The 19,494-nt window shown below is 73.0% G+C and carries 19 protein-coding genes; 17 read left to right on the plus strand and 2 right to left on the minus strand.

Annotation, left to right across the window (positions count from 1 at the left end; genetic code table 11):
* Window positions 1-30: 30 nt before the first annotated feature.
* The gene (locus ACTMTU_RS17080) at window positions 31-1,632 is read right to left on the minus strand and encodes an oxidoreductase (RefSeq protein ID WP_441264325.1); all 1,602 of its coding nucleotides are present in this window, start codon (window positions 1,630-1,632) and stop codon (window positions 31-33) included.
* Between the two features lie 148 nt (window positions 1,633-1,780).
* On the opposite strand from ACTMTU_RS17080, the gene hisD reads away from it, so the two are divergent.
* The 12 genes from hisD (at window position 1,781) to ACTMTU_RS17140 (ending at window position 15,172) form a co-directional block, all read left to right on the plus strand.
* Window positions 1,781-3,103: a histidinol dehydrogenase gene (gene hisD / locus ACTMTU_RS17085; protein ID WP_441264326.1), complete on the plus strand. Its 1,323-nt coding sequence runs from the start codon at window positions 1,781-1,783 to the stop codon at window positions 3,101-3,103.
* The gene (locus ACTMTU_RS17090) at window positions 3,100-4,236 is read left to right on the plus strand and encodes a histidinol-phosphate transaminase (RefSeq protein WP_441264327.1); all 1,137 of its coding nucleotides are present in this window, start codon (window positions 3,100-3,102) and stop codon (window positions 4,234-4,236) included. Before hisD ends, ACTMTU_RS17090 begins: the two co-directional genes overlap by 4 nt.
* The gene (gene hisB, locus ACTMTU_RS17095; protein ID WP_005318751.1) at window positions 4,236-4,832 is read left to right on the plus strand and encodes an imidazoleglycerol-phosphate dehydratase HisB; all 597 of its coding nucleotides are present in this window, start codon (window positions 4,236-4,238) and stop codon (window positions 4,830-4,832) included. The genes ACTMTU_RS17090 and hisB overlap by 1 nt, the downstream gene beginning before the upstream one ends.
* Window positions 4,829-4,996, plus strand: coding sequence for a hypothetical protein (locus ACTMTU_RS17100; protein ID WP_167306871.1), 168 nt, complete (start codon window positions 4,829-4,831; stop codon window positions 4,994-4,996). The genes hisB and ACTMTU_RS17100 overlap by 4 nt, the downstream gene beginning before the upstream one ends.
* A complete protein-coding gene (gene hisH / locus ACTMTU_RS17105) occupies window positions 4,993-5,643 on the plus strand; it encodes an imidazole glycerol phosphate synthase subunit HisH (RefSeq protein ID WP_441264328.1) in 651 nt (216 codons plus the stop codon). Before ACTMTU_RS17100 ends, hisH begins: the two co-directional genes overlap by 4 nt.
* Window positions 5,643-6,368 (plus strand): bifunctional 1-(5-phosphoribosyl)-5-((5-phosphoribosylamino)methylideneamino)imidazole-4-carboxamide isomerase/phosphoribosylanthranilate isomerase PriA, encoded by a 726-nt coding sequence (gene priA, locus ACTMTU_RS17110; RefSeq protein WP_005318757.1) that lies wholly within the window; start codon window positions 5,643-5,645, stop codon window positions 6,366-6,368. The genes hisH and priA overlap by 1 nt, the downstream gene beginning before the upstream one ends.
* Window positions 6,365-6,799 carry a RidA family protein gene (locus tag ACTMTU_RS17115; RefSeq protein ID WP_441264329.1) on the plus strand — a complete coding sequence of 145 codons (435 nt, stop codon included), beginning with the start codon at window positions 6,365-6,367 and terminating at the stop codon, window positions 6,797-6,799. The genes priA and ACTMTU_RS17115 overlap by 4 nt, the downstream gene beginning before the upstream one ends.
* Window positions 6,796-7,551, plus strand: coding sequence for an imidazole glycerol phosphate synthase subunit HisF (gene hisF, locus ACTMTU_RS17120; RefSeq protein WP_441264330.1), 756 nt, complete (start codon window positions 6,796-6,798; stop codon window positions 7,549-7,551). Before ACTMTU_RS17115 ends, hisF begins: the two co-directional genes overlap by 4 nt.
* 263 nt (window positions 7,552-7,814) lie before the next feature.
* On the plus strand, window positions 7,815-8,714 hold the full coding sequence (gene bdeA, locus ACTMTU_RS17125) for a bis(hydroxyethyl) terephthalate hydrolase (RefSeq protein WP_441264331.1): 900 nt from the start codon (window positions 7,815-7,817) through the stop codon (window positions 8,712-8,714).
* 192 nt (window positions 8,715-8,906) lie between these two features.
* Window positions 8,907-11,918: a LuxR C-terminal-related transcriptional regulator gene (locus ACTMTU_RS17130; protein WP_441264332.1), complete on the plus strand. Its 3,012-nt coding sequence runs from the start codon at window positions 8,907-8,909 to the stop codon at window positions 11,916-11,918.
* Window positions 11,919-12,076: 158 nt separating this feature from the next.
* A complete protein-coding gene (locus ACTMTU_RS17135; RefSeq protein ID WP_441264333.1) occupies window positions 12,077-13,417 on the plus strand; it encodes a PucR family transcriptional regulator in 1,341 nt (446 codons plus the stop codon).
* 105 nt (window positions 13,418-13,522) lie between these two features.
* On the plus strand, window positions 13,523-15,172 hold the full coding sequence (locus ACTMTU_RS17140) for a sodium/solute symporter (RefSeq protein ID WP_441264334.1): 1,650 nt from the start codon (window positions 13,523-13,525) through the stop codon (window positions 15,170-15,172).
* Window positions 15,173-15,192: 20 nt separating this feature from the next.
* Here ACTMTU_RS17140 and ACTMTU_RS17145 read toward each other — a convergent pair whose 3' ends face one another.
* Window positions 15,193-15,825 carry a TIGR03085 family metal-binding protein gene (locus tag ACTMTU_RS17145; protein WP_441264335.1) on the minus strand — a complete coding sequence of 211 codons (633 nt, stop codon included), beginning with the start codon at window positions 15,823-15,825 and terminating at the stop codon, window positions 15,193-15,195.
* Window positions 15,826-15,900: 75 nt separating this feature from the next.
* On the opposite strand from ACTMTU_RS17145, the gene hisI reads away from it, so the two are divergent.
* From hisI to ACTMTU_RS17170, 5 genes are all read left to right on the plus strand, one after another.
* Window positions 15,901-16,272 carry a phosphoribosyl-AMP cyclohydrolase gene (gene hisI / locus ACTMTU_RS17150; RefSeq protein ID WP_441264336.1) on the plus strand — a complete coding sequence of 124 codons (372 nt, stop codon included), beginning with the start codon at window positions 15,901-15,903 and terminating at the stop codon, window positions 16,270-16,272.
* Between the two features lie 11 nt (window positions 16,273-16,283).
* The gene (locus ACTMTU_RS17155; protein WP_441264337.1) at window positions 16,284-17,786 is read left to right on the plus strand and encodes an anthranilate synthase component I; all 1,503 of its coding nucleotides are present in this window, start codon (window positions 16,284-16,286) and stop codon (window positions 17,784-17,786) included.
* Complete coding sequence (locus ACTMTU_RS17160) at window positions 17,786-18,433, plus strand: TIGR02234 family membrane protein (RefSeq protein ID WP_441264338.1); 648 nt, start codon at window positions 17,786-17,788, stop codon at window positions 18,431-18,433. The genes ACTMTU_RS17155 and ACTMTU_RS17160 overlap by 1 nt, the downstream gene beginning before the upstream one ends.
* 102 nt (window positions 18,434-18,535) lie before the next feature.
* The gene (locus ACTMTU_RS17165; RefSeq protein ID WP_441264339.1) at window positions 18,536-18,796 is read left to right on the plus strand and encodes an HGxxPAAW family protein; all 261 of its coding nucleotides are present in this window, start codon (window positions 18,536-18,538) and stop codon (window positions 18,794-18,796) included.
* An 83-nt stretch (window positions 18,797-18,879) separates the two neighbouring features.
* Entirely contained in the window at window positions 18,880-19,464 is a 585-nt protein-coding gene (locus ACTMTU_RS17170; RefSeq protein WP_441264340.1) for a DUF2752 domain-containing protein, read from the plus strand.
* Window positions 19,465-19,494 lie beyond the last annotated feature (30 nt).

Raw genomic sequence — 19,494 nt, forward strand, 5'->3', positions numbered from 1 at the left:
CCGAAGTCAAGAGACGGTAAAGAAAGTGACTCAACCGCGACGTAGGAGACGGGAGGCACCCGCCGCGACCGTGGTCGCGAGGATCCAGCCCAGCAGCACCAGAACGGCGGCCGCCCATTGCCATCCGCCCTGGAGCCGCCAGTGGCCGTCCTGGCCGAGATTGATCACCGGGATGAGCAGATCGAGGGCGTACAGCGCCGGGTTCCACTCGGGATGCTCGTCCGGCTTGATGGGCGGTGGGGCGACCTGGGCGAAGGCGATCGCGCCGGCCGCCCAGAGCACCGCCATCCACAGGGCCGCCCGGCCGGGCCGGTAGCCGTACGCCACCGTGAGGTCCTGGAGGTATCCCCACAGCTTCCCCGCCAGCGGCAGCGTCTCCCGGCGGCGGCGGTTCTTGGCCAGCAGCACCTCGCGGGCGTCCGCGTCCTCGCCGCTGTTGCGCAGGACGGTCGCCAGCCGCTCGTACGGCTCCGGTGAGTACTCGGGGGTCGCCGACGCCACCCACTCCAGCCGCCGGGAGAGCGGGAACTCCTCATACGGCACCAGGTTCTCGTAGACGAAGCCGCCCATCGCGAGCCCGCCCGGGCCCGGCCAGCTCGCCGCCAGGTCGATCAGCGTCACGACCTTCGCGCCGTTCAGCACGACCCGCCCCTCCTCGGGGCGCTCCGCGTTGAACCGCAGCTCGGGGGTGGCGATCCTGCGCAGCGACAGCTCCTCGCGCGGGCTCAGCACGAACCGGGCCCGCTGGAGGTCGACCGCGTCGCCGAACCGCCCGTCGTCGAGCCGGACGCCGCCGTGGCACTCGAAGGGCTGAAGCCGGGAGCCGCGCGCCGGTGTGCCGTAGGCGGCGATGCCGAACGGGGGAGTGGCGCCCTGGTTGCCCGTGGTCACGCTCACCCAGGCGCCCGTCATGTACAGCGTGCGTTCCACGCTGAGCTGGGGGGCGTTGAGCGCGCGGCGCTCCGCCGCCGCCCGCAGTCGGCTGCCGCGCAGACTGAGCGAGACGCCCACCTTCGCGCCGCGCAGGCTGAACTCCCCGTAGGTCTCTATCAGTTCGGCCTGTAAGTCCTGGGCCACCGACAGGCCGTCCGCGGTGATCGCCCGGCCCCGGCGGTCCGGCCGCACATGGATCTGGTTGATCAGCAGGTCCGTGCCGATCTGGGCGTCCGTGAGCCGGATGCCGTGCTCGACGCGGCAGCGGGGCAGATGCAGATCGCCCTCCGTGCGCAGCCTGGCCGCTTCGATGCGCGGGATCGCGCAGCCGACCATGCGCACGGTCGTGAAGTGGGCCTCCGGCATCAGAAGTTCGTTCTCGAAGCGGCAGCCGTGCAGTTCCACGTACGGGGAGATGCTGCCGCCGGCCAGCTTGAGCGTGCCGGTGATCAGGACGCCGCGCAGTTTCAGGGCGCAGACCCGGCCCGGCCTCGCGGCGGGTCCGCTCAGCAGCAGCCTGGCCACGATCGACGCCCGGACGCTGCGCTCGGGACCCCAGGGCAGGGGGGAGAAGGGATCGTTCAGCAGGGGATCGGTGTCGCTGAGGTCGTACGTGCTTCCGTTTCTGAAGGCGTTCCACATGTGGAGCTCGGTCGGGCTCAGCCCGTCCGGGGGCCCGTCGTCCAGCGGCTCGGTCACTGCCGCTCCTCCGCTTCGTTGGCTCGTACAGCTGTTCTTCCCGCTGAGTGACGGCCTGAACGCTAGTGGTGATGGTCAACTTGTGGGGCCTGTATCAGCCACTGATACGGGAAACAAGCGTGGGATCCGGTCTGAGAGAATTGGTTCCGTGATCTCTCGAATCGATCTGCGCGGCGACGCCCTCCCCGAGGGTGGCGCTCTGCGCGACCTGCTGCCCCGTGCCGACTTCGACGTCGCGGCCGCCCTGGACAAGGTGCGGCCGATCTGCGAGGCCGTGCATCATCGCGGCGACGCGGCGCTGATCGACTTCGCCGAGAAATTCGACGGCGTGAAGCTCGACCAGGTACGGGTGCCGGCCGCGGCGCTGACCCGTGCCCTGGAGGAACTCGACCCGGCCGTGCGTGCGGCCCTGGAGGAGTCCATCCGCCGCGCCCGCCTCGTCCACCGCGCCCAGCGCCGCACGTCCCACACCACGCAGGTCGTGCCCGGCGGCTCGGTGACCGAGAAGTGGGTACCGGTGGACCGCGTGGGGCTGTACGCCCCCGGCGGCCGATCGGTCTACCCGTCCTCCGTGATCATGAACGTCGTGCCCGCACAGGAGGCAGGCGTCGAGTCCATCGCGCTCGCCTCGCCCGCCCAGGCCGAGTTCAACGGCCTGCCGCACCCGACGATCCTCGCCGCGTGCGCACTGCTGGGCGTCGACGAGGTGTACGCCGCAGGCGGTGCCACGGCCGTCGCGATGTTCGCGTACGGCACCGAGTCCTGCCCGCCCGCGAACATGGTCACCGGCCCCGGCAACATCTGGGTCGCCGCCGCCAAGCGCTACTTCACCGGCCGGATCGGCATCGACGCCGAGGCCGGCCCGACCGAGATCGCCGTCCTCGCCGACGCGACCGCCGACCCCGTCCACGTCGCCGCCGACCTGATCAGCCAGGCCGAGCACGACCCGCTGGCCGCCGCCGTGCTGGTCACGGACTCGGAGGAGCTGGCGGCAGCGGTCGAGCGCGAGCTGGAGCCGCAGATCGCCGCGACCAAGCACGTCGAGGACCGGATCGTTCCCGCGCTCAGCGGCCGGCAGTCCGCGATCGTGCTCGTCTCCGACATCAAGGACGGCCTCGAGGTCGTCAACGCCTACGGCGCGGAGCACCTGGAGATCCAGACCGCCGACGCCGCCGCCCTCGCCGCCCGGGTCCGCAACGCGGGCGCCGTCTTCGTCGGCCCCTGGGCCCCGGTGTCCCTGGGTGACTACGCGGCGGGGTCCAACCACGTCCTGCCGACCGGCGGCTGCGCCTGCCACTCCTCCGGCCTGTCCGTGCAGTCCTTCCTGCGCGGCATCCACATCGTGGACTACACCCGGGACGCGCTCGCGGAGATCACCCACCACGTGGTGACGCTCGCCGAGGCCGAGGACCTGCCGGCACACGGCGCCGCCCTCAAGGCCCGCTTCGACTGGAAGGTGCCGGGCCAGTGACCGACATCGGCAGCACCCCCGTGTCCCCCTGGGACGAACTCCCCATCCGGGACGAGCTGCGCGGCAAGTCCCCCTACGGTGCTCCCCAGCTCGACGTCCCCGTCCGGCTGAACACCAACGAGAACCCGTACCCGCTGCCCGAGCCGCTCGTCGAGCGCATCGCCGAGCGGGTGCGCGACGCGGCCAGGGAGCTCAATCGCTACCCCGACAGGGACGCGGTCGAACTGCGCACCGAGCTGGCCCGCTACCTCACCCGTACGACCGGCCACGCGGTCGCCCGGGAGAACGTCTGGGCGGCCAACGGCTCCAACGAGGTCATCCAGCAGCTGCTGCAGGCCTTCGCCGGCCCCGGCCGGATCGCCATGGGCTTCGAGCCGTCGTACTCGATGCACGGCCTGATCTCCCGCGGCACCGGCACCGGCTGGATCTCCGGCCCGCGCGGCGACGACTTCACCATCGACCCCGCCACCGCCACCGCGGCCGTCGCCGAACACCGCCCGGACGTCGTGTTCATCACCTCGCCCAACAACCCCACGGGCACCGCGGTCGACGCCGCGACGGTCCTGGAGCTGTACGAGGCGGCACAGGCGGCGAAGCCTTCGATGGTCGTCGTCGACGAGGCGTACGTGGAATTCAGCCACCGGCCGTCGCTGTTGCCCCTCATCGAGGGCCGCCCCAACCTGGTGATCTCCCGCACCATGTCCAAGGCCTTCGGCGCCGCCGGACTGCGCCTCGGATACCTGGCCGCCCACCCCGCCGTGGTCGACGCCGTCCAGCTGGTGCGCCTGCCGTACCACCTGTCCGCCGTCACCCAGGCCACCGCCCTGGCCGCGCTGGAGCACACCGATACGCTGCTCGGGTACGTCGAGCAGCTGAAGACCGAGCGGGACCGCCTGGTCACGGAGTTGCGGGCCATCGGCTACGAGGTCACCGACTCCGACGCCAACTTCGTGCAGTTCGGCCGGTTCGACGGCGAGGACGGCGCGCACAAGGCGTGGCAGCGGATCCTCGACCGGGGCGTACTGGTCCGCGACAACGGTGTACCGGGACGGCTGCGGGTCACCGCGGGCACGCCCGAAGAGAACGACGCGTTCCTCGATGCGGTTCGCGCACTGAAGAAGGAGCAGCACTGATGAGCGGCCGCGTAGGACGGGTCGAGCGCACCACCAAGGAGACCTCGGTCGTCGTCGAGATCAACCTCGACGGCACCGGCAAGGTCGACGTCGCCACCGGCGTCGGCTTCTACGACCACATGCTCGACCAGCTCGGCCGCCACGGTCTGTTCGACCTCACCGTCAAGACCGACGGCGACCTGCACATCGACACGCACCACACCATCGAGGACACCGCACTCGCGCTGGGCGCCGCCTTCAAGCAGGCCCTCGGCGACAAGGTCGGCATCTACCGCTTCGGCAACTGCACCGTGCCGCTGGACGAGTCGCTCGCCCAGGTCACCGTGGATCTGTCGGGCCGCCCGTACCTGGTGCACACCGAGCCCGAGAACATGGCGCCGATGATCGGCACGTACGACACGACGATGACCCGGCACATCTTCGAGTCCTTCGTCGCGCAGGCGCAGATCGCGCTGCACATCCACGTCCCGTACGGGCGCAACGCCCACCACATCGTGGAGTGCCAGTTCAAGGCGCTCGCCCGCGCCCTGCGCTACGCCTCCGAGCGCGACCCCCGCGCGGCCGGCATCCTCCCGTCGACGAAGGGCGCCCTGTGACCGGCCTTTCGACCATCCTCATCGTCGTCGGGCTGTTCCTCGCCGGCGGTGCGTACTCGTTCTCCAAGCAGAAGATGCCCAAGGGCACCGTCGTGCTGCTCGCCGGAGCGTCCGCGATGTGCCTGATCGCGGGTGTCATGCGGATTCAGGGGATCTGGGAATGACCACAGCGACGCCACAGAAGAAGGTCGTCGTCTTCGACTACGGGTTCGGCAATGTCCGCTCCGCGGAGCGCGCGCTCGCCCGGGTCGGGGCCGACGTCGAAATCACCCGCGACTACGACAAGGCGATGAACGCCGACGGACTGCTCGTCCCCGGCGTCGGCGCCTTCTCCGCCTGCATGGACGGCCTCAAGCAGGCCCGCGGCGAATGGATCATCGACCGCAGGCTCTCCGGCGGACGCCCCGTCATGGGCATCTGCGTCGGTATGCAGATCCTGTTCGCCCGCGGGATCGAGCACGGCGTGGAGACCGAGGGTCTCGACGAGTGGCCCGGCACCGTCGGCCCGCTGAAGGCGCCGATCGTGCCCCACATGGGCTGGAACACCGTCGAGGCGCCCGCCGCCAGCCAGCTCTTCGCCGGCGTGGACGACGACGCCCGGTTCTACTTCGTGCACTCCTACGCCGTGCGCGAGTGGGAGCTGGAGGTCACCAACCCGGCCATCCGCGCGCCCCAGGTCACCTGGGCCACGCACGGTGAGCCCTTCGTCGCCGCCGTCGAGAACGGCGCCCTGTGGGCCACCCAGTTCCACCCCGAGAAGTCCGGCGACGCCGGCGCCCAGCTGCTGACCAACTGGATCGAGACCCTCTGATGCCGAAGCTTGAACTCCTTCCCGCAGTCGACGTCCGCGACGGCCAGGCCGTCCGTCTCGTCCATGGCGAGTCCGGCACCGAGACGTCGTACGGCTCCCCCCTCGAGGCGGCCCTCACCTGGCAGCGCGCCGGCGCCGAGTGGCTCCACCTCGTCGACCTCGACGCCGCCTTCGGCACCGGCGACAACCGGGCACTGATCGCCGAGGTCGCCGGAGCCATGGACATCAAGGTCGAGCTGTCCGGCGGCATCCGCGACGACGCCTCCCTCGAGGCCGCCCTCGCCACCGGCTGCCGCCGCGTCAATCTGGGCACCGCGGCACTGGAGACCCCCGAGTGGGTCGCCAAGGTCATCGCCGAGCACGGCGACAAGATCGCCGTCGGTCTGGACGTCCGCGGCACGACGCTGCGCGGCCGTGGCTGGACCCGCGACGGAGGCGACCTCTACGAGACCCTCGCCCGCCTCGACTCCGAGGGCTGCGCCCGTTACGTCGTCACCGACATCGCCAAGGACGGCACCCTCCAGGGCCCCAACCTGGAGCTGCTGAAGAACGTCTGCGCGGCGACCGACAAGCCGGTCGTCGCCTCCGGCGGTGTCTCCTCGCTCGACGACCTGCGGGCCATCGCCTCCCTGGTCCCCGAAGGCGTCGAGGGCGCCATCGTCGGCAAGGCGCTGTACGCCAAGGCCTTCACCCTGGAAGAGGCCCTCGCGGCGGTGTCCGCATGACCGCAGGTCCCCCTTCCGGCTCCGGCCCGGTGCGCCGGGTCGGCTCCGGCGGCCCCTGGGAAGAGGCCTTCGGCTACTCCCGTGCCGTCGAACTGCCGAACGGCCTCGTCCTGGTCTCCGGCTGCACGTCGGTCCGTGACGGCGAGATAGCCGCGGGCAGCCCGTACGAGCAGACGGTCACCGCGTTCGGCGTGGCGATCGACGCGCTGAAGCAGCTCGGGCTCGGCGCCGGTGACGTCGTACGCACCCGCATGTACATCACGCACGCCCGCGACGTCGAAGACATCGGGCGCGCCCACAAGGAGATCTTCGGCGAGGTCCGGCCGGCCGCGTCGATGCTCGTGGTCTCCGGCTTCGTCGACCCCTCGCTGGTCGTCGAGGTCGAGGTCGAGGCGTACCGGCCGACCGGAACCGATGGAGGTGCCGCATGACCCTCGCGGTACGGGTGATCCCCTGCCTGGACGTCGACAACGGCCGGGTGGTCAAGGGCGTCAACTTCCAGAACCTGCGCGACGCGGGCGACCCCGTCGAGATGGCGAAGCTGTACGACGCCGAGGGCGCCGACGAGTTGACCTTCCTCGACATCACCGCCTCTTCCGGTAACCGGGAGACCACCTACGACGTGGTGCGCCGCACCGCGGAGCAGGTGTTCATCCCGCTCACCGTCGGCGGCGGCGTGCGCAGCGCGGAGGACGTCGACAAGCTGCTGCGGGCAGGCGCCGACAAGGTCGGCGTCAACACGGCGGCGATCGCGCGGCCGGAGTTGATCCGCGAGATCGCCGAGCGGTTCGGCCGCCAGGTGCTGGTGCTCTCCGTCGACGCACGGCGCACCGCGGACGGCACGTTCGAGGTGACGACGCACGGCGGCCGCAAGGGCACCGGCATGGACGCCGTCGAATGGGCGCACCAGGCCGCCGAGTTGGGCGCCGGGGAGATCCTGCTCAACTCCATGGACGCCGACGGCACCAAGGACGGCTACGACACCGAGATGATCGCCGCCGTGCGGAGGCACGTCACGGTCCCGGTGATCGCCTCCGGCGGAGCGGGCCGGCTCGCCGACTTCCCGCCGGCGATCGACGCGGGCGCGGACGCGGTGCTCGCCGCGTCCGTGTTCCACTTCGGCGATCTGCGGATCTCTCAGGTGAAGGACTCGCTGCGAGAGGCGGGCCACCCGGTCCGCTGAGACGCCGCAGCCCGAAGGGGCCGGCAGGACATCACGTCCTGCCGGCCCCTTCCGCTGTGTGCCGGGCCAGCCGGGCGCGGCCCGCCGCGGCGGACGCCGGTCCGCGAGGAGACCGGTGAACTTGCCGATGCCCTACCGGGGTCGGGGCCCCGACGGTGGTACCGCCATCAACACGGCGGTACGCGACCGGCACGGCGGACTCCTGGTGACGACGGGTCAGGTCCTGCGGCGCGTAACCGCCTCGACCCGAGAGGACCGTCCTCGTGCACCTCACCCCCACGAGCCGCACCCGCCGCCGTTCCCTGCTGGGCGCGGCGGCCGCAGCGGCGGCAGCCCTGTGCGCCACCCTCCTGCCCGGCACGCAGGCCCAGGCCGCCGACAACCCGTACGAGCGCGGTCCCGCTCCGACCGTCGCCTCCATCGAGGCCTCGCGCGGCCCGTACTCCGTCTCCGAGACGTCCGTCTCCTCGCTGGCCGTCACGGGCTTCGGCGGCGGCACCATCTACTACCCGACGTCCACCGCGGACGGCACGTTCGGGGCCGTCGCCATCTCGCCCGGCTTCACCGCCTACGAGTCGTCCATCGCGTGGCTCGGTCCGCGGCTCGCCTCCCAGGGCTTCGTGGTCTTCACCATCGACACCAACAGCATCTACGACCAGCCCGGCAGCCGGGGCGACCAACTCCTCGCCGCGCTCGACTACCTGACCCAGCGCAGCTCGGTCCGCGGCCGGATCGACAGCACCCGGCTCGGGGTCATGGGCCACTCCATGGGCGGCGGCGGCACGCTCGAGGCCGCCAAGACCCGTCCCTCGCTGCAGGCGGCGATCCCGCTGACCGGCTGGAACACGGACAAGACCTGGCCCGAACTGCGCACCCCCACCATGGTGATCGGCGCCGACGGTGACACCGTCGCCTCCGTCTCCTCGCACTCGGAGCCGTTCTACCAGTCGCTGCCGGCGTCGCTCGACAAGGCGTACCTGGAGCTCAACAACGCCAACCACTTCACCCCGAACACCAGCAACACCACGATCGCGAAGTACAGCATTTCGTGGCTGAAGCGGTTCATCGACAACGACACCCGGTACGAGCAGTTCCTCTGCCCGCTGCCGCGGCCCAGCCTGACCATCGAGGAGTACCGGGGCAACTGCCCGCACACCTCCTGACCCATCGGGAGCCGGCTCCACCCGGACGACATGACGTTGCCGGTGGCGGACTACCGCCACCGGCAACGTGCTGTGCGGGCGCACAGCCCGGAGCGGCTCACGATGGGACCGTGCCCAGCGTGGCGGGCCACGCCGGCGAAGCGCGGACCGGACCCTTCCGGCGGGTAGTTACGCGGGAGTAAGTTGCCGGGCGTGAATCCATCGACGACCGTGCACAGTCCCCTTCGGCTGTACGGCCGAAGCGGTGAACTCGCCCTTCTCGACGAACAGTCGGCCCGCCTGCGCGACGGCCGCGGCAGCACCCTCGTGATCACCGGGCCGCCCGGCCTCGGCCGCAGCGCCCTCGCGCGGCACGCCGTCGACACCCGGCACGAGGGGACGGTGCTCCACACGCGGGCCGCCCCCGCCGAAGCCCTGCTCCCGTACAGCGGACTCCACGCCCTGCTCTGCTCGGCGCCCGGACCCCTGCCCGGACCGGTCGAGGACGTGACCCGCGCCGGCACAGCGCCCACCGCGCTGCTGGAGCTGCTCAGGACCCTCGGCTCCCACGGCCCGCTGCTGCTCTGCGTCGACGACGCCCACGCCTGGGACCGTGACTCGCGCATCGCGCTCGGCTTCGCCGCCCGCCGCCTCGCCCCGCGCGACCGCGCCGCCGTCCTGCTCACCGCGACCGACGATCCGGGCGGCGGGGACGCCTTCACCGGACTGCCGCGGCTGCGGCTCGGACCGCTCGACGACACGGCCGCCGGCGCGCTGATCGACCGCCTGACGGAAGGCCGGGCCGACCCGCTCGTACGGGACGAGCTGCGCCGGGAGGCAGCGGGCAACCCGGGGCTGCTGACCGCGCTCACCGCGCGGCTCACGCCCGACCAGCTCGCCGGCCACGCGCCGCTGCCTCACCCCCTCCCCGGCGCGGAGCGCGTCCTGGACGCGTACGCCGCCCGCGCCGAGGCACTGCCCGCGGACACCCGGCTCCTGCTGCTCCTCGCCGCGGCGGCGGAGGAACACGAACCGGAAGGCGCCGGCGCCGACGCCGCCCTGCTGCTGCGGGCGGCCCGGCTGGCGGGAGTCGACCCCGACCGCCTGCTGCCCGCGGAGCGCGCGGGCGCACTCCACAGCGACGGCACACGGGTCCGCTTCACGCATCCGCTGTTGCGCACCGCCGTACTGCGCCGTGCGCCGCTGCCGCGCCGGAGGGCCGCGCACCGGCTGCTGGCCGCAGCCCTCGACGGGCCGCACCTCACCCTGCCGCGACTGGTCCAACGGGCCTGCGCGGCAGGCGGATACGACCCGTTCCTCGCCGACGCGCTGGCAGGAGCGGCCACCGCCCCCCGGCCGCACACCGACCGCGCCACGGCCCTCGCGCGGGCCGCGGAACTCACCGCCGACGAGACCCTGCGGGGCACACGGTTCTCGGCCGCGGCCGAGCACGCCTGGCTGGACGGCGAGCCCGGCCGCGCCCGCGCGCTGCTGGCCCGGGTCCGTGCCGTACCCCCTTCGGGCCGGGCCCACCATGTACGCGGGCTGATCACCCTGTGCGACGGCCCGGTGGCCGACGCCCGCGAGTCCCTGCTCGCCGCTGCCGCGCTCCTCGCAGCCGACGACGCCGACCGCTCGACCGCCGCCCTGCTCGCCGCCGCGGACGCCGCGTGGGCCATGGGCGACCCCCACGGCTACGCGGACGCACTTGCCCGGGTCCGGGCGGCGGGGGCGGAAGCGCCCGACCCGGTCGGTTCCCCGCGTGTCGAGCGGGGCGGTCCGCAGAGCTGTGCGGACGCACTTGCCCGGGTCCGGGCGGTGGGGGTGGAAGCGCCCGACCCGGTCGGTTCCCCGGGTTCCGCCGCGGCACCGGGCGCCGAAGGGGGCGGTCCGCCGGGCTCCGCGGAAGCGCCGGACGCGGCCGGTTCCCCGCGTGTCGAGCGGGGCGGCCCGCAAGGCTACGCGGACGCGTTTGCCCGGTTCCGGGCGGCTGCGGTGCACGCGCCGGACGTGGCCGGTTCCCCGTGCGCCGGGCGAGGCGGCCCGGACGGCACGGAGTCGCTCGGCAGGTATGTCGCGGGCATGCTGGCCGTGTTCGCGGGGCGGACCGGTGCCGGCCACACGCTGCTGCGGGAATGCGTCGAGGCGTCAGTGCGCGCCGAGGATCCGGCCGTACTGCTGAGGTCGGCCGCCGCCGCGCTCGTCGTCGGGGACGTGGACGCCGCCTGCCGGGCGGGCGCCAGGGCGCTGGCCGCCGTACGGGTCCACGGGCCCCGGGTGCTGCTGCCCCCGGCACTGGAGCACCTCGCCTACGGCGAACTGCGTGCCGGCCGGCACGCGCGGGCCAGGGTTCACGCCCTCGAGGGCCGCAACAGCGCCGCCCATCTGCACGCCGTCCTCGCCCTGACCGCGTCCCTGGAGGGCGACGCAGAGGCCTGCGCCGAGCACGCCGCGGCCGCCGGTTCCACCGCCGCCGCGCACGGGCTGGCCCAGGCCGCGAGCCTCGCGGTGTGGGCGGTGGCCCGGACGGACCTCGCGGCGGGCCGGTGCGCGGAGGCCGCCGCTCGGCTGCGTCCCCTCGTCGTACCCGGTCCGCGACGCGGCCACTTCGCGGTCATGATGCTCGCCGTGCCGTGCTTCGTGGAGGCGGCCGTCCTCGCGGGCCGCACGGACGGGACGGCCGTCGCCGTGGAGGAGTTCGGGGCGTGGGCGGCGAGCACCGCCGACCCGCTCGCACCCGCACAGCTCGCCCGCTGCCGGGCCCTCGTCGCCCCGCCGGAGGAGGCCGCCGCCCGCTACGAGGAGGCGCTCGCCCACCACGAGCGGGCCGGCGGAGACTTCGAGCGGGCCCGCACCCTGCTGCTGTACGGGCAGTGGCTGCGCCGCCGGCGCAGGACACGGGAGGCACGCGGCCCGCTGCGGGACGCCCTCGTCGCGTTCGAGCGCTGCGGGGCGCGGAGCTGGGCCGAACGCGCCGGCGGTGAGCTGCGGGCGGCCGGTGAGGCGGTGGCCGGTGACTCCGGGAGCGGCCCGCTGGACCGGCTCACGCCGCAGCAGCGGCGCATCGCCCACCATGTCGCGGAAGGTGCGACGAACCGGGAGGTGGCCCTGCGGCTGTCGGTCAGCACCAGGACCGTCGATCACCATCTGCGGAACGTGTTCGCGCTGCTCGGAGTGCGTTCGAGGACCGAACTGGCACGTCTGCTGGAGCGCTCCGGCGCCTGAGGCCGGCCGCCCGCGTTGCTGGACCGTGATGAGAACTATGCCGCAAACCCCTGGGTACCGACTGGGCGGTATGCCATTCTGCGAGCGTCAGGTAGATCCGGTGCGGTCGTGTCCCACGCCGCGCGCCGGAGCGAGCCGACTCCTGGTGGAGGCCGCCCATGTCGAATCTCGTACGTTCGCGCGTCAGGGCGGTTCCCACGCCCCACGCGGTTCTGCCCCGCTCCCGCTCCCTGCTGGACGCCGAGGCGATCGCCGTACTGCACCGTGCCGCCCAGGTACTGCTGGACGACGTGGCCGGCCTGACCACCACCCTCGTCAGCGAGCTGCGCGAGCAGGAACCCGCCTACCGGGCGGCGATCGAAGCCGACACGACAGAGGTGTGGCAGGAGGTGTACCAGTCACTGCGCCACAACATCGCCTCCCTGATCCGCCCCCGCGAGAGCCGCGACATCGCCCGGCGCACCTCGCGCTCCATCGGCGCCGCACGCGCCGAACAGAACGTGCCGCTCGACGCCGTGCTGCACGCGTTCCGGCTCGGCGGGGCGATGGTGTGGCAGGGACTGGTGGACGAGACCGCGCGCCGCCACCCGGAGGACATCCGGCTGCTCGTCCATGTCGCCGCGGACGTCTGGAACTTCGTCGACGAGCACTGCGCCCTCGTCACGGAGGCCTACCGCCAGGCCGAACGCCGGATGGCATGGCGGCGCGAGAACCGTCTGCGGCTGATGACGGCGGCGCTGCTCGACGGCACGGCCCGGATCACCGACCTGCCCGACGCGTCGGCGATGCTCGAACTGCCGGAGGACGGCCGCTTCGTCGTGATCGCGGCCGCCTCCGCCCATCCGCACGCGCCCGGCCCGCTGGTCACCCTGCCGTCCGGCACTCCCGTGGTGTGGCATTCCACCCCGGAGGCCGAACTGGGGATCGTGCACCTGGTGGACGGCCCCGCTCCAGGTCCCCGCCGCTGCGACGAGGACGGCGGCGACGAAGACGGCCCCGGCGACGGCACCGCCCACCATGGGCCGGCCGACCCGGCCGCCCTCGCCGCAGGGCTGAGCGCCGCCCCCGGAGTCCGCGTGGGGATCGGTTCCGCCGTCACCGGTCTCGCCGCCATCGGCAAGGGGCGAAGACTCGCCGGAACCGCACTGCGGGCCTGCCCCCGCACCGGCGGTGTCGTCCTCCTCGACGACCACCTGCCGGCCGCGGTCGTCGTCTCCTCCCCGGACCTCGGCAGGGCGCTCGCGGAGCGCGTACTGGGGCCGCTGTACGCGATCGAGCCGGCCGACCGCGACCTGCTCGTCGACACGCTCACCGCCTGGCTCGACGCCGAGGGCTCCGCCCAGCGCGCGGCGACACGGCTGTACTGCCACCGCAACACCGTCCTCAACCGGCTCCGCCGCTTCGAACAGCTCACCGGCCGCTCGCTGTCCCGGCCGTCCGACGTCGTCGAGGTCTCCCTCGCCCTCACCGCCCGCCGGCTGCTGGGGAGCCAGGGGTAGCCGGGGTGTGACGCGGCACACCCCGAGGTGCCCGTGCCTGTGCGCGGGCACCGATGCCGGACCGGCCGCTGTACGCGGTAACGGATGCCTGTTGATCTATCCGGTATGTCATCTGATATCCACCTGGTCGGGCCCGTCGCGTCGGGTGCCGGGTTCGAGGGCCGTTCTCTCGCCCTCGTCGTCTTCCTCGCGTTCGTCACGGTCTCGCTTCTGCTGTGCGGCCTGGCCGCCGCCGACCAGGACGACCCGGAGCACTTCTACGCCGGCGGCGCCACGCTCGGCCCGGTCGGCGGAGGGCTCGCCGTCGCCGGGGACTACGTCTCCGCCGCGACCCTGCTCAGTACCACCGGCTCCGTCGCCCTCGTCGGGGCGGACGGCATCCTCTTCGCCATGGCGACCGTCGCCTCGCTGGTCCTGGTGATGCTGGTGCTGGCGAAGCCGCTGCGCGGCGGCGGGATCTACACGCTCGGCGACTTCCTCACCGAGCGGCTCGCCGACCGCTCCGTTCGCGTGCCCCTCGGGATCGCGGCGATCGTCGTCCTGTTCCCGCTGCTCGTGGTCCAGCTCGCCGTCGCGGGCAAGATCATGACGTCCATGTTCGGTCTCCCGTCCGGTGCCCTCACCGGATGCACCGTCGCCAGCGGCGTCCTGATGATCTGTTACTCGGCCTTCGGCGGGATGCGCGGGACCGGCTACATCCAGATCCTCAAGACGGTCGTCGTCGTCGCCGTGGTCGTGCTGCTCGCCGGCATCGTCCTCAACCGCTTCGACTGGTCGCCCTTTTCGCTCTTCGACGCCGCCCGGCAGGGCAGCCGGGGCGGCTCGTACGCCCTGCCGGGGCTGCAGTTCGGGCGCGGCTTCGCCGGCTGGCTCGATCTCACCGGCTTCCTGCTCACGCTCGTCCTCGGCGCCGCCTGCATGCCCCACATCACGATGCGCCTGCACCCCCTGCGCGGCACGCGCAGCGCCCGCCGCGCCGCCGCCTGGGCCGTCGGGCCGGTCGCCGTGCTGTGCACCGGCGTCGTCGTCGTCGGCCTCGGCGCTGCCGCTCTCGTCGGCCACAAGAACATCGTCGCCGCCGACCCGGGAGGCAACTCGGCACTGCTCATGGTCACCACCGCACTCGACCCCGAGTCCGGCGGTCCCCGGCACAGCCTGCTGTTCGCCGTGGTCGCCTGCGCCGTGTTCGTCACCACCCTGTCCACGGTCGCCGGGATCACCCTCGCCGCCGCGTCGGCCTTCACACGTGACCTCGCCGGGCCGACGGGCGTGGGCGGCCGCGGGCGCCGCTCGATGGCCGGAGAGGTGCGCCTGGCGCGCTGGGCGGTCGCCGTCGTCGGAGCTCTCGCCGTGATCGTCGCGACGCAGACGATCGGACGGAATCCGCAAGTGCTGCTCTCGTTCGCGTTCGCCGGGGCCGCGTCCGTACTGCCGCCCGTGCTGCTGTTCGCGATCTTCCGCCGCCACTTCACGGCGGGCGGCGTGCGCTGGGCGGTGTACGGGACGCTGCCGCTGGTCGCCTTGCTGATGGCCTGGTCACCGGCAGCGTCGGGCACACCGATCTCACTCTTCCCCGACCGGGACTTCCACTGGTTCCCGCTCCACACACCGGGGCTGGTCACCATCCCGGCCGGCTTCCTGCTGGCACTGGCCGGCTCGGGACTCCTCCGGCGCCGCCCCGCGGCCCCGGCCATGCCCCCGGCCGTGGCCCCTGAACCGCAGGACGCGTACGCCGAGTGGGCCCGGGGCCGCTGACGGCACGGGAGCGGGCCGCACTAGAACCCGAGTGCGGCCCCGCCCAGCCGGGTGATCGCGTCCTTGTCCCCGTCCAGTTCCACCCGCGCCGCGTCCTGCCGCCCGAACGCGAACAGCGTCAACTCGCTCGCCTCGCCGGTCACCGTCACCACGGGCGTGCCCTTGTGCGCCACCGCCGTCTGGCCGTTCGTCCTGCGCAGCACCAGACCGACCGGCGACTTCCGGCCCAGCAGCCGGGCGCCCTTCTCGAGCCGCGCCCACAGGGCGTTCTCGAAGACGCGGTCCAGCTCGCGCGGGGTCCACTCCGGCTGCGCCCGGCGCACGTCCTCCGCGTGCACGAAGAACTCCACCGTGTTAGCGGCCTCGTCGATCTGCTTGATCCCGTAAAGGGACAGCCGCGGCGGCCCCGTACGGATCAGGTGCACCAGCTCCTCGTACGGCTTGGCGGCGAACTCGGCCTGGATCCGGTCCGCCCGCTCCTTGAGGGCGCTGAGCAGTATCCCGCCCGCCGCGTCGGGCCTCCGCTCCCGCATCACCACATGGGCCGCGAGGTCCCGGGTGCGCCAGCCGTCGCACAGGGTCGGCGCGTCCGGGCCGGACGCCTCCAACAGGTCTGCGAACAGGAGTCGTTCACGCTTGGCATGGGTCGACATGCCCGCCAGCGTACGGCGGGGGTACCGGGTCCGCCCAGTGGACTCACCGCCGGGGACCGTGTTCGACACGGCACAATGGCCCGTATGACCAGCAGTGTCCCCGAAAGCAGCCTCGCCCCGGCCATCGCCGCCCGCCTCAAGCGGAGCCCGGACGGCCTGATTCCTGCCATCGCCCAGCAGTACGACACCGGAGAGGTGCTGATGCTCGGGTGGATGGACGACGAGGCCCTGCACCGCACCCTGACCACCGGCCGCTGCACCTACTGGTCCCGCAGCCGCCAGGAGTACTGGGTCAAGGGCGACACCTCCGGGCACTTCCAGCACGTCAGGTCGGTGGCCCTCGACTGCGACGCCGACACCGTCCTCGTCAAGGTCGACCAGGTCGGCGCCGCCTGCCACACCGGGGCCCGCACCTGTTTCGACGCCGACGTACTCCTGGACAAGTAGGGTCTGGCGCCATGGATCTCGAGACCTTCCGCAAGCTCGCCGCCGACCGCCGCGTCATCCCGGTGAGCCGCCGGCTGCTCGCGGACGGCGACACGCCCGTCGGGCTCTACCGCAAGCTCGCCGCGGAGCGCCCCGGCACCTTTCTGCTGGAGTCCGCGGAGAACGGACGCTCGTGGTCCCGCTACTCCTTCATCGGGGTGCGCTCCGACGCCACTCTGACAGTCCGCGACGACCAGGCGCACTGGCTGGGCAACGCGCCGGTCGGCGTCCCCACGGACGGGGACCCGCTGCACGCGCTGCGCGAGACCGTGGAGACCCTGCACACCCCGCGCGATCTCGCGTCCGGCATGCCGCCCTTCACCGGCGGCATGGTCGGCTACCTCGGGTACGACATCGTGCGCCGGCTGGAGAAGATCGGCCCCGGCGAGCGCGACGACCTGAAGCTGCCCGAGCTGACCATGCTGCTCACGTCCGACCTCGCGGTCCTCGACCACTGGGACGGCACGGTCCTGCTGATCGCCAACGCGATCAACCACAACGACCTCGACACCGGCGTCGACGAGGCCCACGCCGACGCGGTCGCCCGCCTCGACGCCATGCAGGCCGACCTCGCCCGGCCGCTGGCCTCCCCGCCCACCGCGCTGCCCGCCTCCGAGCTGCCCGAGTTCTCCGCGCTCTGGGGCGGCCCCGACTACCAGGCCGCCGTCGAGGACGTCAAAGAGCGCATCCGGGCCGGCGAGGCCTTCCAGGTGGTGCCCTCGCAGCGGTTCGAGACCCCGTGCGCGGCGAGCGCGCTCGACGTGTACCGCGTCCTGCGGGCCACCAACCCCTCGCCGTACATGTACCTCTTCCGCTTCGAGGGCTTCGACGTCGTCGGCTCCAGCCCCGAAGCCCTCGTCAAGGTCGAGGACGGGCACGCCATGGTCCACCCGATCGCCGGCACCCGGCCCCGCGGCGCCACGCCCCAGGAAGACAACGACCTGGCGGACGAACTGCTGGCCGACCCCAAGGAGCGCGCCGAGCACCTGATGCTCGTCGACCTCGGCCGCAACGACCTGGGCCGTGTCTGCGAACCGGGCAGCGTCGAGGTCGTCGACTTCATGTCGATCGAGCGGTACTCCCACGTCATGCACATCGTCTCCACCGTCACGGGCAAGGTGGCCGAGGGCCGCACCGCCTTCGACGTGCTCACCGCCTGTTTCCCGGCCGGCACCCTCTCCGGGGCGCCCAAGCCCCGGGCCATGCAGATCATCGACGAGCTCGAGCCGTCGCGCCGCGGCCTGTACGGCGGCTGCGTCGGCTACCTGGACTTCGCCGGCGACTCCGACACCGCCATCGCCATCCGTACCGCCCTGCTGCGCGACGGCACGGCGTACGTGCAGGCCGGCGCGGGTGTGGTGGCGGACTCCGACCCGGTCGCCGAGGACACGGAGTGCCGCAACAAGGCGGCCGCGGTGCTGCGGGCCGTGCACACGGCCAACCGCCTGAACGACGCGGCGAGCGGTAAGGGATAGTGGGGTACGTGAGTGCTGTACCCGTACCCCAGCCCCGAGCCGCGGCCGCGACGCCCGCCACAAGCAGCCGTCGCAGCCTGGCCGCCGCCCTGTTCCTCGGCGCCGTCGGCGCGACCGTCGTCCTGCTCGCCGCCGGCCGGATCTGGGCCGAGGGCAGCGCGTCCGTCGGCGGCGGAACCGTCTCCCTCGACGTCAAGGGCTCCGACGTCACCGGCGTCCCCACGGCACTCGCGATCGTCGGACTGGCCGCACTGGTCGCGGTCTTCGCCGTGCGCCGTGCCGGCCGGCTGCTCGTCGCCGCACTGCTCGCCCTGAGCGGCGCCGGCGCCGCGACGGCCGCACTCCTCGGCGCGTCCGACACCGGAGCGCTCGACGAGAAGGCCGCCCGCACCACCGGCGACGCCGCCTCCACCGTCGAAGCCCTCTCCCACACGGTCTGGCCCTACGTCACCGCGGCGGGCGGCGCGCTGATCCTGCTCGCGGGACTGCTCGCCCTCCGCCACGGCCGTCGGTGGCCGTCCATGTCCGGCCGCTACGAGCGCGACGGCAGCCCCCGCGCCCGCAAGGAACGCCCGGCCGACCCCGACCGTCCCGAGGACCTCTGGAAGGCCCTGGACCGGGGCGAGGATCCGACGCGCGAAGGGTGACCCCCGCGCCGCGCCCGCCCCGGCGTACGGGACAATGAAGGACGAGCGTCCGGCTCAGACGAGCACCGGCGCACGAATCGCATCGGAAACGAGGAGCAACACATGGCGGGCAGCAGCCACGGACACGGACACACCCCGGCCGCCTGGACCGGCGTCATCATCGCCTTCATCGGCTTCTGTGTCGCAGGCGTCTTCATGGTGGCGAACAGCCCGGTCGGCTTCTGGGCCGGTTCTGCTCTCATCCTGCTCGGCGCGGTCGTCGGCGGCGCGATGAAGATGGCCGGCCTCGGCACGCCCAAGGATCCGGATGACGTGGTGGCGGCCCGTGAGCGCGCTGCGGCGCGGGAGAACGTCACGGCCTGAGGCCTCGCACGCAGATGTCGCACAGCGGCGCAGCCCGGCCAGGCCGGGCTGCGCCGCTGCCGTCGAACGGGGAGAATCACCGCGTGGACCCGACCCCAGCTCCCGCCCCGCCGCCGGCCGGCCCCGCGCCCGGCCGCCCCGCCACGGCCCCGGCCGCCGGCCCCGGCACGACGGGCTCCACGGCGCCGGGGGAGCCCCGGCCCGCCGCCGGCCCCGCCCCTCGGACGTGGCCCGTCGGCGCCGTGCCCGCCGTCCCCGGCAGGCCGCCCGCGTCGACCGCGCGGCGCGTCGCCGCACCCCTCGTCGTCATCGCCGGCGTCGCCGCCGCGTTCACCTACGTCGGGAGCGTCGACCCGAACGAACCGGGCCACTACCCGGTGTGTCCGTTGCTGCGCTTCACCGGCATCTACTGCCCCGGCTGCGGCGGACTGCGCAGTGCCCACGCCTTCATCCACGGCGACATCGGCGCCGCTCTCGGCGCCAACGCCGTCGCCGTGGTGGGCTACGCGGTCTTCGCCGTCGTGTGGGTGATGTGGCTGATTCGCGCCGTACAGGGACGCCCCCTGAGGATCGGCCTCTCCACCGGATGGTGGTGGGTCATGGGCGGCGCGCTGGTGATCTTCAGCGTGGTGCGGAACCTGCCGTTCGGCTCGGCACTGGCTCCATGAAGTCCCAGGTAGTGGGACAGGCAGTGACCG

Source organism: Streptomyces sp. OZ13 (assembly GCF_052068155.1).
In the GTDB taxonomy this organism is placed as follows: Bacteria; Actinomycetota; Actinomycetes; order Streptomycetales; family Streptomycetaceae; genus Streptomyces.